This is a genomic window from Ligaoa zhengdingensis (genome assembly GCF_014384885.1).
Classification (GTDB): Bacteria; Bacillota; Clostridia; order Oscillospirales; family Ruminococcaceae; genus Ligaoa; species Ligaoa zhengdingensis.
Window position 1 is genome coordinate 1 of record NZ_JACRST010000017.1, and the last position, 12,830, is coordinate 12,830.

Consider the following 12,830-nt stretch of genomic DNA (forward strand, 5'->3'; position numbering starts at 1 on the left):
GCACCCACTATATCCTCCTTCTGCCGGAAGTGTGCAGCAGCACCCTCCGGCTTGCTTGATTATTGTGAAAGTCCTTTGTTTTCGGTCAAAAAAAGAAGGGACTAAGCCAGAATGCCTTGATTTTCAAGGTCTTTCTGATTTAGTCCTATTATCGCACAATAATCTTTGACGATAACCGTCTTGACCTTTCCGCTCTCTACAAGGCGTATCATTTCATTCCAACCGGGCCTGTCGAACGTTACCCCAGACACCCCATCATCAATGAAAAACGTCGGATTGGAAAAGCCGTTGTCTGTGGCGTACTTCAAAAGGATTTTCTTTTGATTGGCTATGGAATTGCTCTCCCCGTCGAGCGCGTCCTCTTGGCTTAACCGGGCGTATAAAGCGGTGATGTTGTCGGGATAAATTGTATTCGTCATGTGTTCATTCCTCCTGTAATGAACGCCCGACAAACAGGTTGCTACCGTCATTATAACGCTCTTTCTTTTCCTTGTCAGCAGGCGTTTTGCCGGTTTCTGCTTTTATGAGCCGTTTCATTTTGCTGTAAAGCGGTTCAGAGCCGCCGCAGGAGGTTTCCACCTCGTAGATCGTGCCGCCGATTTTGTAGCAGACAGTTTCGCTTAATGGATTGCCCCGTTTGGGAAGAAAACCGCCGCTTTCCTCTTTTCGCTTCTGTTCCATTCCTTTCCGTCCTTTCCTTGATATTGAGCAGGGAGCAAGCACAGCAAACGAGTACCCGTTTGCCCTTTTTCGCTTGTTGGGAATATCCCAAACCCTTTCCTTCCTCTCACTCCATATCCCGCTGGAACAGGGCCGTTTGTTGCGTGTTTCTTTACCTATGAAGCAAAGAATTGCAGCGTATTTGCGCTGCAATTCTAAATTATTATTCTCACAGAAGTCTATTGCAAATCTCTTTAAAATATGGTTATATTTATAGTATACTATATAGAATTGGAGTTACTTACATGGGCAGAGAAAATAAGAAAGAAGCAGTTGCGGCATTGCACAGAGAACAGATTTTGAAGGCTGCTGAAAAACTCTTTTCAGAAAAGGGGTTTTCGCAAACAACAATAGATGATATTTCAAAAGCGTCTGAATACAGTCGGCGTACTATTTATGCCTATTACGAAAGCAAAGATGATATTTTGTACCATATCGTCGAAAAGGGGTTGATCGAATTAAAAAAGGACATTGAAAGTGCAATCAATCTCAATGAGGATTTTATAACAGAATACAAAGCGATCTGTATGGCAATGAGCAAATATCAATGCGAATATTCTCATTCAGCCGACAATGTAAATCGTGCAAATACGGCTAATTTTGATTTTGAAAACCTTTCTGATACGGTTAAGCACATTCTATTGTTAGGAACAGAAATCAACACCATTCTTGCCGCATTTATTGAAGATGGAAAAGAAAAAGGTATTGTGCGGCAAGATATAATCCCTATGCTGACCGTTTATATTTTGTGGTCAAGCATTACTTCGTTTCTTACGCTTGCGCAGACAAAAGGACAATTCATATCAAAACAGTTTTCTATCTCTGAGAATGAGCTTTTAGATTATGGTTTTAAGCAACTAATCAACTCTATTTTGGAGGTGCGGATTTGATGAAAAAAAGCAGTTGGCTAATATGTCCTATATGTGGAGGGAAAACCCGTAATCAAGTTCGGGAAGATACGGTTTTGATAAACTATCCTCTTTTCTGTCCGAAGTGCAAGAAAGTAACGCTAATCAATGTGAAACAATTAAATATGAGCCTTATAAAAGAGCCAGACGCACAGACGCAGAGCCGATAAATCTATTTGATTATCGGCTCTGCCTGTTTTTTAGGGAAGCGAGGGATATGATGAATAATTACAATTCAGATTTTTCACTTGTCGCAATCAACAGTTCTCTTATGGAACGGCAGGCGACAGATAAGATACTTGCCTGTAATGAAGAAATCAAGAAATACGGTTTGGTTTTAACCGAACAACAGGCATTGGCGTTAGTACAAACACGCACAAACGCATTGAAAGAAAATAAGCGTATCGAATTGAACGGGGGCATTGTTGACAAACTGATTTTAGCCTTTTGTAATTCGCCTTATGTTGACAAAGACACCTATGAAGATACTTTGCATGAATTGATTAGCTTATTCTATGACTTGAAGAATAACACATGGGACACCATTTCAGATGATGACGTTATTGAGTTTATGAAAAACGCCTTTAACAATCGCTGTCATGGTTCATTGGAATTGCTTGCAGGTGAAGCACTCCGATTGTCCGAGCATATTCATTGTGGCAAAACGATAAAAACATTCAAGGAGGATTGAAATGGAAGCACTTGACATACTTCACCCGATTAAAGAAGAAATGTTAAACTCGAAATACTACTTTCAATCTCTCATAGAGCAAGCCTGCTATTGTGGTTTGCTGTCGGAAAAAGAGTTATCCGCAGTTCAGACGGACTTACTCTTAATACTTGCCGAGCAGACAGATAAGTGGAGCAAGGGCGAAAGCAGCTCTATTCCCACAGAGAAAGCGCAGGATATAATGACCTCTATCCTGTTTGTGATTGGCATACAATTAAAGTCATATCAAACGCCAGAACAGGCAGTAGATGTACTGAAATCGGAACCGTTGAAATTGCTTTTTGAAAATGGTCTGAAACTTGTACGCCGAAAAATGGCTGTTTCCCGCCATTTGCAAAAAAGGATTTTAGATCATCTTCTTGATACGCCAAATGTTTATTACCGTTCTACCGTAGCCGACGGTGTCAATGGATTTTTCAAATTATACCGCCCGCAGTTTGCCGCCCATGAGATACACATAACGGCTGACTATCCCATTTTTTTAGGGAGGCCAGAATTAGAGGGGATCGAGTTTATCGAAAAATACTTGCGCTGTATTCAAGCGGAAAACGCATTTTGCGTGTGCTTTGCGCCGCAGGATATACACCATTTGTTATGTGGGCTTACACAGGATTACCGCAGCGTTCCGCTAAACATTTTCGAGCCAGTGCTGCTATCCGCACTTGGGCTTATGATACAAGAGCGGAACCCGAAACGGCTTGATTTAACTGAACACGATATTTCCTTTTTGTATCGGCTGTTTTCCGGTCAATCGGAAAAAGAAGTACAAAGTTGCCTAAAAAAAGCTCTTTTCTGCCTAAATGAAAAAATCGACTTACCACAGATTTCCATACAGTATGCGTCTTTGTGCATACCAAAGCTAACCGCTACAATTCTAAATGCGGTAAAGATGGAAACGCTTGATAAGGTGTTTTTGATACCCACCTACCCGGAGCAGGAACCTCAAATTATCCTTTCCTATGGCGATAGAATGAACGATAACGCATATCAAAAATTAGTTGAAAGGATTTTGCAGACAGACAGCAGCGAAGAAAAAATAGCACTTATTTTGGATGAGGTACACTCCCTTGCCGATTTACTGGATATATTGTCTGATACGGAACTTTACGCAGATGAATTTGACCTTTTAATCAATAGGTTTCCTTTACCAGTATTTGCAATGTTGCTATCACAATATCCAAATGATGATTTTTTAGATAGAAAAACTTACTAAATTTCTGATTATCTTTTCATAAGTTGGTAAATGCCGATATATCCCGTATTTTAGGGCTTTATCGGTATTTTCTTTTTGGAAGATACCTTGCATAAGCTGGCATTTACCAGCATGAAAATGCAACCAAAAGTAGTAAATGAGTAGTAAATATAAGCTCCGATATTAACAAGCCAGTCTTTCCAGTTCTGCTTTTGCAGATTGAAATGTACCGTGTGCATAATAGCCAAGTGTCATGGTTATGTTAGCGTGTCCCATAAGATATTGCAGGGTGTTTGGGTTCATTCCTCTGTTTGCCATATTCGTACAGTAAGTATGTCGGAATGAATGTGGTGTGATGTTCGGTAACTTGTCCGTGTGATACTTGTTATACTTCTTAATTAGTCCTCGCACCATGCCCTCATAGTTTCCTGCAACTTTAGGTAAGCCCTCACGGTTCAAGAATAGGAAATTGCTATAACCACCTACAATCAACGGTTGTGCCTTTCCTCTGTTCTTTAGTATTCTTTGGATTGCTTGATAAGCCCGTTCTGTCAATGGAAGTTCTCGTTTTCCGTTTTTGGTCTTTGGCGTTTCAATATAGTAGCCGATTTCGCTGTCTTTCAATAACTGGTGGTCTATATTGAGTATTCTGTTCTGCATATCAATATGCGTCGTTAGTCCGCAAAATTCAGAAATACGAAGTCCCGTTTCCAGCAGAAGCACAACCTCATCATAATACTTGCTGTAAATCTTATCCTTTTCCATAAAGGCAAGCAGGCGTTCTTCCTGCTCTGGTGTAAGGATAACTTTCTGCTCCGTATCATCTTCCAGAACATCACTTAGCTTAAATTCAAACGGGTTCTTTCTGATACAGTCGTCTTGTATCGCCATGTAAAATGACGCTTTCAAGGAACGCTTGTAGTTATCAATCGTTTTATAGGCGTATCCTTTTTCGCTCATTCTGATAGCCCATTCTTTAGCGTCCGACTGCTTAACAGTATCAATCGCCCTCATACCCAATGGGTCATTTTTCAGAGCGTTCATAAGATACTGTCGTCCTTTTTCAGTAGCCCTCTTGATGTTCTTTCTTTGGCTGTTCTTCTTGTCGTAGAGCTGGCAGACTGTCATTTTACCGCCTGCTGTATCGATACCGTCGTTAAGGTCTTTTTTAATCTGTGTTTCTTTTTCCCTCAACGATATATCATCACGCTTTCCAGCAGGTGTCTTGTCTGTCGGTACAAGTTTCCAAGAATAGATAAATTGTGGCTTTCCGTATATATCGGTATATTTATAAACGTATCTTCCGTCTTTTCGCTGGCTCTCTCCATTACGCAAATTGCGATTTTTACTGTCTTTTCGTTTTACATTAGACATAGTGTAAAGCTCCTTTCCGTCATGGAACGAGCCGTGATACGCTATATTTATTATACCATATCTACGGCTCAATGACATTAGATTTCGTCCAATGTATCTATGATTTTTTCAAATTGTTTTCGCTTAATCTGAATACGGTTGCCGTTCACGATAACCCAGCCAGCGTCAAGATTTTCTTCGGCTAATTTACGCAATTTCTTTTCGCCAATGCGGAAGTATTTGGACGCTTCTTCAACCGTCAGCGTATATTTTTCCCAAATAGGCACATCAGTATTGTTCATAATCTATGCACCCCCCTTTACTGTGTGTCGTTTTTTACAAGCAGGCAGACGGCTTTGGAAAGCTCCATTAGTATCTCAACTATTCCCATTCTTGTGGGCAGAACCGCACCATGCGGACGTATCATTATTCTGTGAGGATAGGTCGTGGCAAAACAACTTTTCCAACAGTCGCTCTCGGATCACTGCGTGGGTCGCTCGCTTTCTTTTGAAAAGGTCGTGGCGTACAGTCCCCGTGGCTCGCCATCTCACAAACGTATCTGTCTGCTTTATTCAGTTGTCAAAGAGCTGTGGTGAAAGCGTGTTGCTTTCATATAAAAGCAGGTGGCAGAGCAGGAAAGAGGGGGATATTAAATCATGCTCCGCTAAAAACTGCTTATTCTTCTGGTTCTAAGTCCATATCTTCAATATCAAAACCTAAAATCATTTTGATAAGTGCTTCTCTGATACGTCCTTTTAATTCCATATCTACAACGATATAAACATTGCCGTATTCATCATAAAGTGAACGCAAACAGCACTTTGATATGTAAGGGTCATAAAATGCCAGTAATTTTTCAATCGCTTTTTCGTTTCCGTCCATAGCTGATGAAATCAAGTAATAAGACGGTTTCTTAAATAACTGTTTCATTTTCTAATGTTCCTCCTTGAGTATTTTTTTCATAGTTTCCAAAGCGTGATGTCGGTTTCTAAATACACCGCTTTGCGTGATTTTCTGCAAGTTGGCAATTTCACTTTCTGTCATTTCCAAGAAGTAATACATCAACAGAGTATTGCGTTTTCTTTCTGGAAGTTTCTTCAAGGCTTCTGCCAATTCATCATCAAGGACACGAATATCAATGCCACATACTGAAAAGATTGTATAATCTGTTTCGTAGTCGTCCCAAACAGCCATTTTATCAACAAGGACATCTGGCAATTCGCTGAAAGATATTTCTTTATTCTTACGACGGTTTAATTCCTTGTAATAATCTTTCACGACACTACGGACAACTTTCTTTAAACAACTTTCAAAACGACATTGAACTGTTTTCTGGAAGTCAGACGGTTTCATCAATCTCACCTCCTTTCCTTTATGATTTGAAAAGTGTTTATCCCTCTTTCCGCACCATATAAGGACAGCTAGGTGTGATTTAATGACCTCTTTTGAAAAATTTTTTAAATTTTTTCGGGTATGAAAAAAGCCCGCACAAAACATATAGTCTGTACGAGCCTTTAAAGCTAAAACATAGTAATATTGTATCATTAAGAATCACAAATCACAAGTGATTTGTGATTAATCACTTGTGATTTGTGATAAGTGATTTGTGATTAATATATAAAAGCCCTCTTTAAAGGGCTTTTATGTTTAGTTTGCGCGCCATGGGCGCGCTCTAACGGGTGAAAGTCCCGAACACGCCCAGATAGTGGGAAGTGTATAGCTGAACAACAAGGGTGTCCATCGTGAGATGGAATCTGAAGGAAGCTGTAAGCAAATCTCTGGTCCGACGGACAGAAATCACATATAAGGCTAGGCTATGAGAGATAAGTTGGCTAAAAGCAACGAAGTCTAATAACTATCACTTTTGTAGTAGCAGAGTAAATGTGGCGGATATATGGAGAGAAAGAGCGTGCACCTTAAGCGTGGAGGTCTCACAGAGGTTCCATTAGCCTAGTAACAACGAACTGTGAGAAGTCAGCCGAGCCCATAGTAGTGAAGAAGTTTCTGTAATGGAAATGGAGCAAAGGGGCGAACAATCAATAAGTTTGAGTATGTCTCGTATTGCAGAAATGGCAACATCTGCCGTAACCAATCGGGTAAAAGATGGTCAAATCAAGCGAGACGGAAAGGAAAGAACGCATGGACACAAGTAGTCTAATGGAGCAGATTTTATCTAGCGGTAATCTCAACAGAGCATATCTGCAAGTCGTACGAAATAAAGGTGCAGAGGGAGTGGACGGAATGAAGTACACGGAACTCAAAGAACATCTTGAAAAGAACGGCGAAATCATCAAGGAACAGTTGAGGACAAGAAAGTATAAACCTCAACCAGTACGAAGAGTGGAGATACCAAAGCCTGATGGCGGTGTCAGAAACCTAGGAGTACCAACAGTAACAGACAGATTCATACAGCAAGCCATTGCACAGGTATTAACACCAATCTACGAGGAACAATTCCATGAACATAGTTATGGATTCAGACCGAATAGATGTGCACAGCAAGCAATCCTAACAGCACTTGACATGATGAATGATGGTAACGATTGGATTGTAGACATTGACTTGGAAAAGTTCTTTGACACGGTAAACCATGACAAGCTTATGACTATCATAGGCAGAACTATAAAAGATGGAGATGTTATCTCTATCATAAGGAAATACCTTGTCAGCGGAATCATGATTGACGATGAATATGAGGATTCTATTGTGGGAACACCGCAAGGAGGAAATCTTTCGCCGTTATTGGCAAACATCATGCTCAATGAACTTGATAAGGAAATGGAAAAGCGAGGGCTTAACTTTGTGCGATATGCAGATGACTGTATTATCATGGTTGGAAGTGAAATGTCTGCAAATCGGGTAATGAGAAACATATCTCGATTTATTGAGGAGAAACTAGGTCTCAAGGTCAACATGACAAAGAGTAAAGTAGACAGACCAAGCGGACTTAAATACCTTGGGTTTGGGTTCTACTTTGACACAAGAGCACATCAGTTTAAGGCAAAACCACATGCAAAATCAGTAGCGAAGTTTAAGAAAAGAATGAAAGAACTCACATGCCGTAGCTGGGGCGTTAGCAACAGCTACAAGGTGGAGAAATTAAATCAACTCATCAGAGGTTGGATAAATTACTTTAGAATTGGAAGTATGAAAACACTTTGTCGAGAACTAGATGGTAGCATCAGATACAGACTTCGTATGTGCATTTGGAAACATTGGAAAACTCCACAAAACAGAGCAAAGAACCTTATGAAGCTTGATGTACCAAGATGGGCAGCATTTAAAATAGCGTATTGCGGAGACAGATATGCAAGACTTGCCCACAATGGATGGATACAAAAGGCTATAAGTATAAAGAGACTAACCTCATTTGGATTAGTCTCAATGTTAGATTACTACACCGAAAGGTGTGTTACTTGTTAAGTTGATTGAACCGCCGTGTACCGAACGGTAAGCACGGTGGTGTGAGAGGTCGGGAAATTTAGTTAAATTTCCCTCCTACTCGATTTTTGAAAAAGAGATAAAATCAATATATCCCTTTTCCCCAATTTTTACAACGGCATTGTAGGGCTTTTTCTCTTTGTTTTTGATTCCTTTTACCAGGGTTTCTTTTCCCTCCAGTAATTCTTTTACATTCGTTTTGGTTAGTTTTTTCTTTCTAAAATGTTCAGCTAAAGTAAACTTACATTCAGGATAATTTGAACAACCATAAAACGATTTTTTTAATACAATATTGTTGCCACACTTAGGACATTTTCCTACAAGGGGTCCCGAGCGCTTAGTGGGAATTTGTACCCCTTATCGATACAAATTCCCCGTAGGCGCTAGGGACCTCTTTAGCTTCTTGGAAGCTGTCAGTAGTATATCTAATAATTTATCTCCATTCCCTTTAGTAACGTGTAACTTTCCAAATTTAAAAAAGCGACTCATAGAATTATTTCCTCCCGTTAAATAATAGATAACTATTAAAAATAGACAATACTTGCTCATAAGTAATGGTACTTAAATTGTTTACTTTGGCGTGTTTCATTGCTTGATGAAACTGATTTTTAGTAAACAGTTGACGATATTCTCGATTGACCCATTTTGAAACAAAGTACGTATATAGCTTCCAATATTTATCTGGAACATCTGTGGTATGGCGGGTAAGTTTTATTAAGACACTGTTTACTTTTGGTTTAGGATGAAAGCATTCCGCTGGCAGCTTAAGCAATTGCTGAATCGAGACTTGAGTGTGCAAGAGCAACCCTAGTGTTCGGTGAATATCCAAGGTACGCTTGTAGAATCCTTCTTCAACAATCAGATAGATGTCAGACGCACGGCTTTCAAAAACCACTTTTTTAATAATTTGTGTGCTTAAATGGTAAGGAATATTCCCAACAATTTTATACCTCTGTTTGTTAGGGAATTGAAACTGTAGAATATCTTGGTGAATTAAAGTGACACGAGTATTCAGTTTTAATTTTTCTGACGATAAGTTGAATAGATGACTGTCTAATTCAATAGACGTTACCTGTTTACTTATTTTAGCCAGTTTCGTCGTTAAATGCCCTTTACCTGTTCCAATTTCGTAAACGGTATCGGTTTCTTTTAAATTCAATTGTTTTATTATTTGGTTGAGTACTTTTTCACTCGTTAAAAAGTTTTGAGAATATTTTATATTTTTGTTCATGTAATCACTCCTGAAGTGATTACATCTGTAAATAAATACAGAAGTTAAACGATTTGTTTGTAATTTTAGTTATCTGTTTAAAAAGTCATAAGATTAGTCACTGGTAGGAATTAATCTAACGTATTTATTTATCTGCGTAATCACTGTTTTTAGTCTGTTTCAAAACAGTAGATGTTTTATCTACATTACGCATTTGGAATACCAACATGACGAATCCCTCCTTCTTAATTACAAATTTTTAGCATCTAATTTAACTTCAATTCCTATTATACAAAATTTTAAGATAACAGTCAAGAACATATCTGCACAAGTTGTAGATATACCATAAATGCTGATAATCAACATGATTACGCTTACCATCAAATAAGTAAGTGTTTCTTGCTTATTAAAATTATCCATAGTACAACGTGAATTCCAGAGAAAAAGAGAAATCGCACCAAGAATAATACTTAAAACAAAAATGACATTTCTTTTTTTACTGTCACGGAACATTTTCTTTTCATTTTGTTTGTCAAAATAAAGAAAATCACGTATCGTCATTTTACTTATTCTTCTTAATAGATTAAGCAAAACCAAAACATAAATAGTTAAAAAATAAATTATCAATAGTCCAATAGAAACGAAATTCAAAGAAATAAAGAGAGTTTTTGGAATACCCAGTAAGTTTACAATTACTAACGACACAAACTGGCTGAATAAAAAGCCAATAGGAATAGCTAATACAAATGCTAAAATTCCCAACAGTATATTTTCAATTACAACTAAGTGGGCAATTTCTTTTTTCTTAATGCCAAGAAGCATATATGTTCCTAATTCTTTACTTCTTTTTTCAAACATAAATTTCGTTGTATAGTTGATCAAAAAGCATATCACAAAAATAATAAGAATATTTACAGCGAACAATGAATTCTTAAATGCATCCATACTGGAACATAACTTTACAATTTCATCAGAATTTGCCACCAAATTAAAAGCAAATATAAGAGAAAAGGATGCAGTAACGGTTATCAGATAAATCAAATAATCTTTAATATTTCTTTTTGTATTTCTATACGCTAACTTACCTAACATTTCCCACTTCACCTCCGAGCAAGGTTAATATATCCAGTATTTCATTGAAGAAATCTTTTCTGCTTTTTTCCCCTCTGAAAATTTCATTGAATATTTTACCGTCTTTCAAGAACAAAATACGTTCACAGAAAGACGCACTAAACGGGTCATGTGTTACCATTAAAATAGTAGCCTGCATTTTCTTGTTGATTTCAGACATTGTTTCCAGTAATAATCTGGAAGCTTTTGAGTCCAAAGCTCCCGTCGGTTCATCAGCTAAAATCAGTTTCGGTTCATTGATTAAGGCTCTAGCACAAGCACAACGCTGTTTTTGTCCGCCAGAAACTTCATAAGGAAATTTCGATAAAATATCACGAATACCCAATTTATCGGCGATAGCATGAACTCTTTTCTCAATATCAGTAGGGTTCTGTTTGTTGATAACCAATGATAAAGAAATGTTTTCTCCAATCGTTAAAGTATCTAAAAGGTTGAAATCTTGAAAAATGAACCCTAAATTTTCACGTCTGAAATCAGCAAAATCTTTATCCTTGATTTTGGTAATATCTTGATTATTGACTGTAATGTGTCCGCTGGTTACAGTATCAATCGTAGAGATACAGTTTAATAGGGTAGTCTTTCCAGAACCACTAGCTCCCATGATTGCGACAAATTCGCCCTTATCTACATACATAGAAATACCGTCTACTGCCTTTGTGATATTTCCAGAGTTACCCCCGTAGTATTTTTTTACTTGCTCTAAATTTAAAATGTGTTCCATTAAAAATCGCTCCTTTCTTCCTGCCACATTTATTTGTTTTGGAATACAATTAAATTATAGCAAGGGCAGTATTCAATTACACTTACAGTTTTGAAAGTAAACAGAGAGTAAAAGAGCCGTGATAATGCAGATCACAATTTTGTGAAGCATTTCCACGACCCTTTTATTATAATTTTGCCTTTGTCTTTTTCGTAATGATATAAATATATTCTTCTGGTGTAGGGCGTTTATTCCCAAAATACTTTTTGAAATTTGCCTGCACCTCTGGGTCGGTGCTATTCATAGCTTCATCAATCGTAGCTTCAATATCCGCCCGAACATCAGCCAATGATACACCGCCAGCTTTTGCACCAGCTTTCAATGCCTTTTTTATATCTCTTTTGTTCAGTCCTATCATATTCATACCTCAATTCTACTTTTTAAAGCTAATAAGTTTTCCATTGTATTTTACAATGATGAATATGATATAAAACACTCCTACAACAATCAAAATAAGACCTATGTAATAGCCTAATTCAGAATGAGAGATTAAATTGATAATCGGCATAACAAGAATACCAATACTAACCAGTAAAGTGCCTATTCCTATTTTTTTTGTAAACACCTTTTTATCTTTAGGGTCAAGTTGTGTATAATGATAACCATGTAATAAAGTAATATTCTCTTTTATACCTATTTGATAAGATGTAAAAAGTAAAAACAATCCTATAACTATTTCAACAATCAATTCCTCTAATTCCATAATCGTTCTCTCCTTTAATCAAAATAAAATAATTCTTCAAATTTTTTATCTAAAGCTATACAAAGCACTAATGCCAATTTTGCTGTTGGATTAAATTGTCCAGTTTCAATAGAACTAACTGTATTCCGAGAAACCCCGACTAGTTCAGCTAATTCTGTTTGTGATAATTTTTTTTCTTTTCGTACAGTTTTTAATCTGTTTCGCAAAATTAAATGTTCGTCCATTCTATAAACCTACCATTAAAAATTTATAAAAGTAATACCCCATAAATAGAAAAAAGAATAAAGCAATAACAAATTTGGATTTATTTTTTGAAATATGTGCTTCATAACCCATAGAGCCAAATGCCACAGACCCAATAATTGTCATTATGTCATAGTAAGGTTCTTTACAAACTGCTTTAATGAAAAGAATTAAAATGCAGATAAATAAAACAAACATTAAGCCAAAAGATTTCCCTTGAAGTTTAATATGTTTTTCGTATTCATCAAGATATAGATTCTCTTTTTTGTTTTGTGATAGTATTTTTTCTTTATCCATTATATAACGCTCCCTTCAAATAATACCAAGTACACTTGTCATTTATATTATAGCATTCGGTCATTACAAGTCAATATTTTTGCACAGTTTTCTTGTCGTTTTGTAAAAGCGTGCAAATCTGATAGGAAATGCACGCTATATC

19 protein-coding genes and 1 pseudogene are annotated in these 12,830 nt (G+C 37.3%); 5 read left to right on the forward strand and 15 right to left on the reverse strand.

What is annotated here, in order from left to right:
• Positions 1–161: 161 nt before the first annotated feature.
• A pseudogene (locus tag H8711_RS10165) lies at positions 162–419 on the reverse strand (recombinase family protein); the annotation flags it as partial.
• 4 nt (positions 420–423) lie between these two features.
• The gene (locus tag H8711_RS10170) at positions 424–681 is read right to left on the reverse strand and encodes a transposon-encoded TnpW family protein (protein ID WP_249283366.1); all 258 of its coding nucleotides are present in this window, start codon (positions 679–681) and stop codon (positions 424–426) included.
• 284 nt (positions 682–965) lie between these two features.
• On the opposite strand from H8711_RS10170, the gene H8711_RS10175 reads away from it, so the two are divergent.
• Genes H8711_RS10175 through H8711_RS10190 form a run of 4 tightly spaced genes read left to right on the forward strand, consistent with a single transcriptional unit; the run spans position 966 to position 3,571 of the window.
• Positions 966–1,610: a TetR/AcrR family transcriptional regulator gene (locus H8711_RS10175; protein ID WP_249283367.1), complete on the forward strand. Its 645-nt coding sequence runs from the start codon at positions 966–968 to the stop codon at positions 1,608–1,610.
• Positions 1,610–1,798, forward strand: a complete 189-nt coding sequence (locus H8711_RS10180; protein WP_249283391.1) for a cysteine-rich KTR domain-containing protein — start codon at positions 1,610–1,612, stop codon at positions 1,796–1,798. The genes H8711_RS10175 and H8711_RS10180 overlap by 1 nt, the downstream gene beginning before the upstream one ends.
• 47 nt (positions 1,799–1,845) lie before the next feature.
• Entirely contained in the window at positions 1,846–2,319 is a 474-nt protein-coding gene (locus H8711_RS10185) for a DUF6323 family protein (protein ID WP_249283368.1), read from the forward strand.
• A 1-nt stretch (position 2,320) separates the two neighbouring features.
• Positions 2,321–3,571: a DUF6179 domain-containing protein gene (locus H8711_RS10190; protein WP_249283369.1), complete on the forward strand. Its 1,251-nt coding sequence runs from the start codon at positions 2,321–2,323 to the stop codon at positions 3,569–3,571.
• Positions 3,572–3,733: 162 nt separating this feature from the next.
• Here the strand turns inward: H8711_RS10190 and H8711_RS10195 are convergent, their stop codons facing one another.
• The 4 genes from H8711_RS10195 to H8711_RS10210 form a co-directional block, all read right to left on the reverse strand.
• Complete coding sequence (locus H8711_RS10195) at positions 3,734–4,924, reverse strand: site-specific integrase (RefSeq protein WP_003062094.1); 1,191 nt, start codon at positions 4,922–4,924, stop codon at positions 3,734–3,736.
• Positions 4,925–5,001: 77 nt separating this feature from the next.
• Positions 5,002–5,205 carry an excisionase gene (locus H8711_RS10200; protein WP_002322728.1) on the reverse strand — a complete coding sequence of 68 codons (204 nt, stop codon included), beginning with the start codon at positions 5,203–5,205 and terminating at the stop codon, positions 5,002–5,004.
• Between the two features lie 373 nt (positions 5,206–5,578).
• The gene (locus H8711_RS10205) at positions 5,579–5,833 is read right to left on the reverse strand and encodes a helix-turn-helix domain-containing protein (RefSeq protein ID WP_002322727.1); all 255 of its coding nucleotides are present in this window, start codon (positions 5,831–5,833) and stop codon (positions 5,579–5,581) included.
• A 3-nt stretch (positions 5,834–5,836) separates the two neighbouring features.
• The gene (locus H8711_RS10210) at positions 5,837–6,256 is read right to left on the reverse strand and encodes an RNA polymerase sigma factor (protein WP_003061815.1); all 420 of its coding nucleotides are present in this window, start codon (positions 6,254–6,256) and stop codon (positions 5,837–5,839) included.
• Between the two features lie 804 nt (positions 6,257–7,060).
• On the opposite strand from H8711_RS10210, the gene ltrA reads away from it, so the two are divergent.
• Positions 7,061–8,326, forward strand: a complete 1,266-nt coding sequence (gene ltrA / locus H8711_RS10215; protein ID WP_346728204.1) for a group II intron reverse transcriptase/maturase — start codon at positions 7,061–7,063, stop codon at positions 8,324–8,326.
• A 75-nt stretch (positions 8,327–8,401) separates the two neighbouring features.
• Here the strand turns inward: ltrA and H8711_RS10220 are convergent, their stop codons facing one another.
• From H8711_RS10220 to H8711_RS10260, 9 genes are all read right to left on the reverse strand, one after another.
• Positions 8,402–8,692: a topoisomerase C-terminal repeat-containing protein gene (locus H8711_RS10220; protein WP_139625495.1), complete on the reverse strand. Its 291-nt coding sequence runs from the start codon at positions 8,690–8,692 to the stop codon at positions 8,402–8,404.
• Positions 8,693–8,837: 145 nt separating this feature from the next.
• A complete protein-coding gene (gene erm(B) / locus H8711_RS10225; RefSeq protein ID WP_001038795.1) occupies positions 8,838–9,575 on the reverse strand; it encodes a 23S rRNA (adenine(2058)-N(6))-methyltransferase Erm(B) in 738 nt (245 codons plus the stop codon).
• A 124-nt stretch (positions 9,576–9,699) separates the two neighbouring features.
• The gene (locus H8711_RS10230; RefSeq protein ID WP_001814874.1) at positions 9,700–9,783 is read right to left on the reverse strand and encodes a 23S rRNA methyltransferase attenuation leader peptide; all 84 of its coding nucleotides are present in this window, start codon (positions 9,781–9,783) and stop codon (positions 9,700–9,702) included.
• A 20-nt stretch (positions 9,784–9,803) separates the two neighbouring features.
• Positions 9,804–10,646: an FtsX-like permease family protein gene (locus H8711_RS10235; RefSeq protein WP_003060411.1), complete on the reverse strand. Its 843-nt coding sequence runs from the start codon at positions 10,644–10,646 to the stop codon at positions 9,804–9,806.
• Entirely contained in the window at positions 10,636–11,406 is a 771-nt protein-coding gene (locus H8711_RS10240; RefSeq protein ID WP_003061398.1) for an ABC transporter ATP-binding protein, read from the reverse strand. Before H8711_RS10240 ends, H8711_RS10235 begins: the two co-directional genes overlap by 11 nt.
• A gap of 166 nt (positions 11,407–11,572) precedes the next feature.
• A complete protein-coding gene (locus H8711_RS10245; RefSeq protein ID WP_003060191.1) occupies positions 11,573–11,803 on the reverse strand; it encodes a hypothetical protein in 231 nt (76 codons plus the stop codon).
• Positions 11,804–11,818: 15 nt separating this feature from the next.
• Entirely contained in the window at positions 11,819–12,148 is a 330-nt protein-coding gene (locus tag H8711_RS10250) for a DUF3784 domain-containing protein (protein WP_003061243.1), read from the reverse strand.
• A 14-nt stretch (positions 12,149–12,162) separates the two neighbouring features.
• Entirely contained in the window at positions 12,163–12,372 is a 210-nt protein-coding gene (locus tag H8711_RS10255) for a helix-turn-helix transcriptional regulator (protein WP_007286202.1), read from the reverse strand.
• A gap of 1 nt (position 12,373) precedes the next feature.
• Positions 12,374–12,688 (reverse strand): DUF6442 family protein, encoded by a 315-nt coding sequence (locus H8711_RS10260; RefSeq protein ID WP_003061887.1) that lies wholly within the window; start codon positions 12,686–12,688, stop codon positions 12,374–12,376.
• Between the last annotated feature and the right edge of the window lie 142 nt (positions 12,689–12,830).

Excerpts from the sequence above, each read along its gene's own strand:
- H8711_RS10170 (WP_249283366.1), bottom strand. The coding sequence starts at position 681 with ATGGAACAGAAGCGAAAAGAGGAAAGCGGCGGTTTTCTTCCCAAACGG.
- H8711_RS10175 (WP_249283367.1), top strand. The coding sequence starts at position 966 with ATGGGCAGAGAAAATAAGAAAGAAGCAGTTGCGGCATTGCACAGAGAA.
- H8711_RS10180 (WP_249283391.1), top strand. The coding sequence starts at position 1,610 with ATGAAAAAAAGCAGTTGGCTAATATGTCCTATATGTGGAGGGAAAACC.
- H8711_RS10185 (WP_249283368.1), top strand. The coding sequence starts at position 1,846 with ATGATGAATAATTACAATTCAGATTTTTCACTTGTCGCAATCAACAGT.
- H8711_RS10190 (WP_249283369.1), top strand. The coding sequence starts at position 2,321 with ATGGAAGCACTTGACATACTTCACCCGATTAAAGAAGAAATGTTAAAC.
- H8711_RS10195 (WP_003062094.1), bottom strand. The coding sequence starts at position 4,924 with ATGTCTAATGTAAAACGAAAAGACAGTAAAAATCGCAATTTGCGTAAT.
- H8711_RS10200 (WP_002322728.1), bottom strand. The coding sequence starts at position 5,205 with ATGAACAATACTGATGTGCCTATTTGGGAAAAATATACGCTGACGGTT.
- H8711_RS10205 (WP_002322727.1), bottom strand. The coding sequence starts at position 5,833 with ATGAAACAGTTATTTAAGAAACCGTCTTATTACTTGATTTCATCAGCT.
- H8711_RS10210 (WP_003061815.1), bottom strand. The coding sequence starts at position 6,256 with ATGAAACCGTCTGACTTCCAGAAAACAGTTCAATGTCGTTTTGAAAGT.
- ltrA (WP_346728204.1), top strand. The coding sequence starts at position 7,061 with ATGGAGCAGATTTTATCTAGCGGTAATCTCAACAGAGCATATCTGCAA.
- H8711_RS10230 (WP_001814874.1), bottom strand. The coding sequence starts at position 9,783 with ATGTTGGTATTCCAAATGCGTAATGTAGATAAAACATCTACTGTTTTG.
- H8711_RS10235 (WP_003060411.1), bottom strand. The coding sequence starts at position 10,646 with ATGTTAGGTAAGTTAGCGTATAGAAATACAAAAAGAAATATTAAAGAT.
- H8711_RS10240 (WP_003061398.1), bottom strand. The coding sequence starts at position 11,406 with ATGGAACACATTTTAAATTTAGAGCAAGTAAAAAAATACTACGGGGGT.
- H8711_RS10245 (WP_003060191.1), bottom strand. The coding sequence starts at position 11,803 with ATGATAGGACTGAACAAAAGAGATATAAAAAAGGCATTGAAAGCTGGT.
- H8711_RS10250 (WP_003061243.1), bottom strand. The coding sequence starts at position 12,148 with ATGGAATTAGAGGAATTGATTGTTGAAATAGTTATAGGATTGTTTTTA.
- H8711_RS10255 (WP_007286202.1), bottom strand. The coding sequence starts at position 12,372 with ATGGACGAACATTTAATTTTGCGAAACAGATTAAAAACTGTACGAAAA.
- H8711_RS10260 (WP_003061887.1), bottom strand. The coding sequence starts at position 12,688 with ATGGATAAAGAAAAAATACTATCACAAAACAAAAAAGAGAATCTATAT.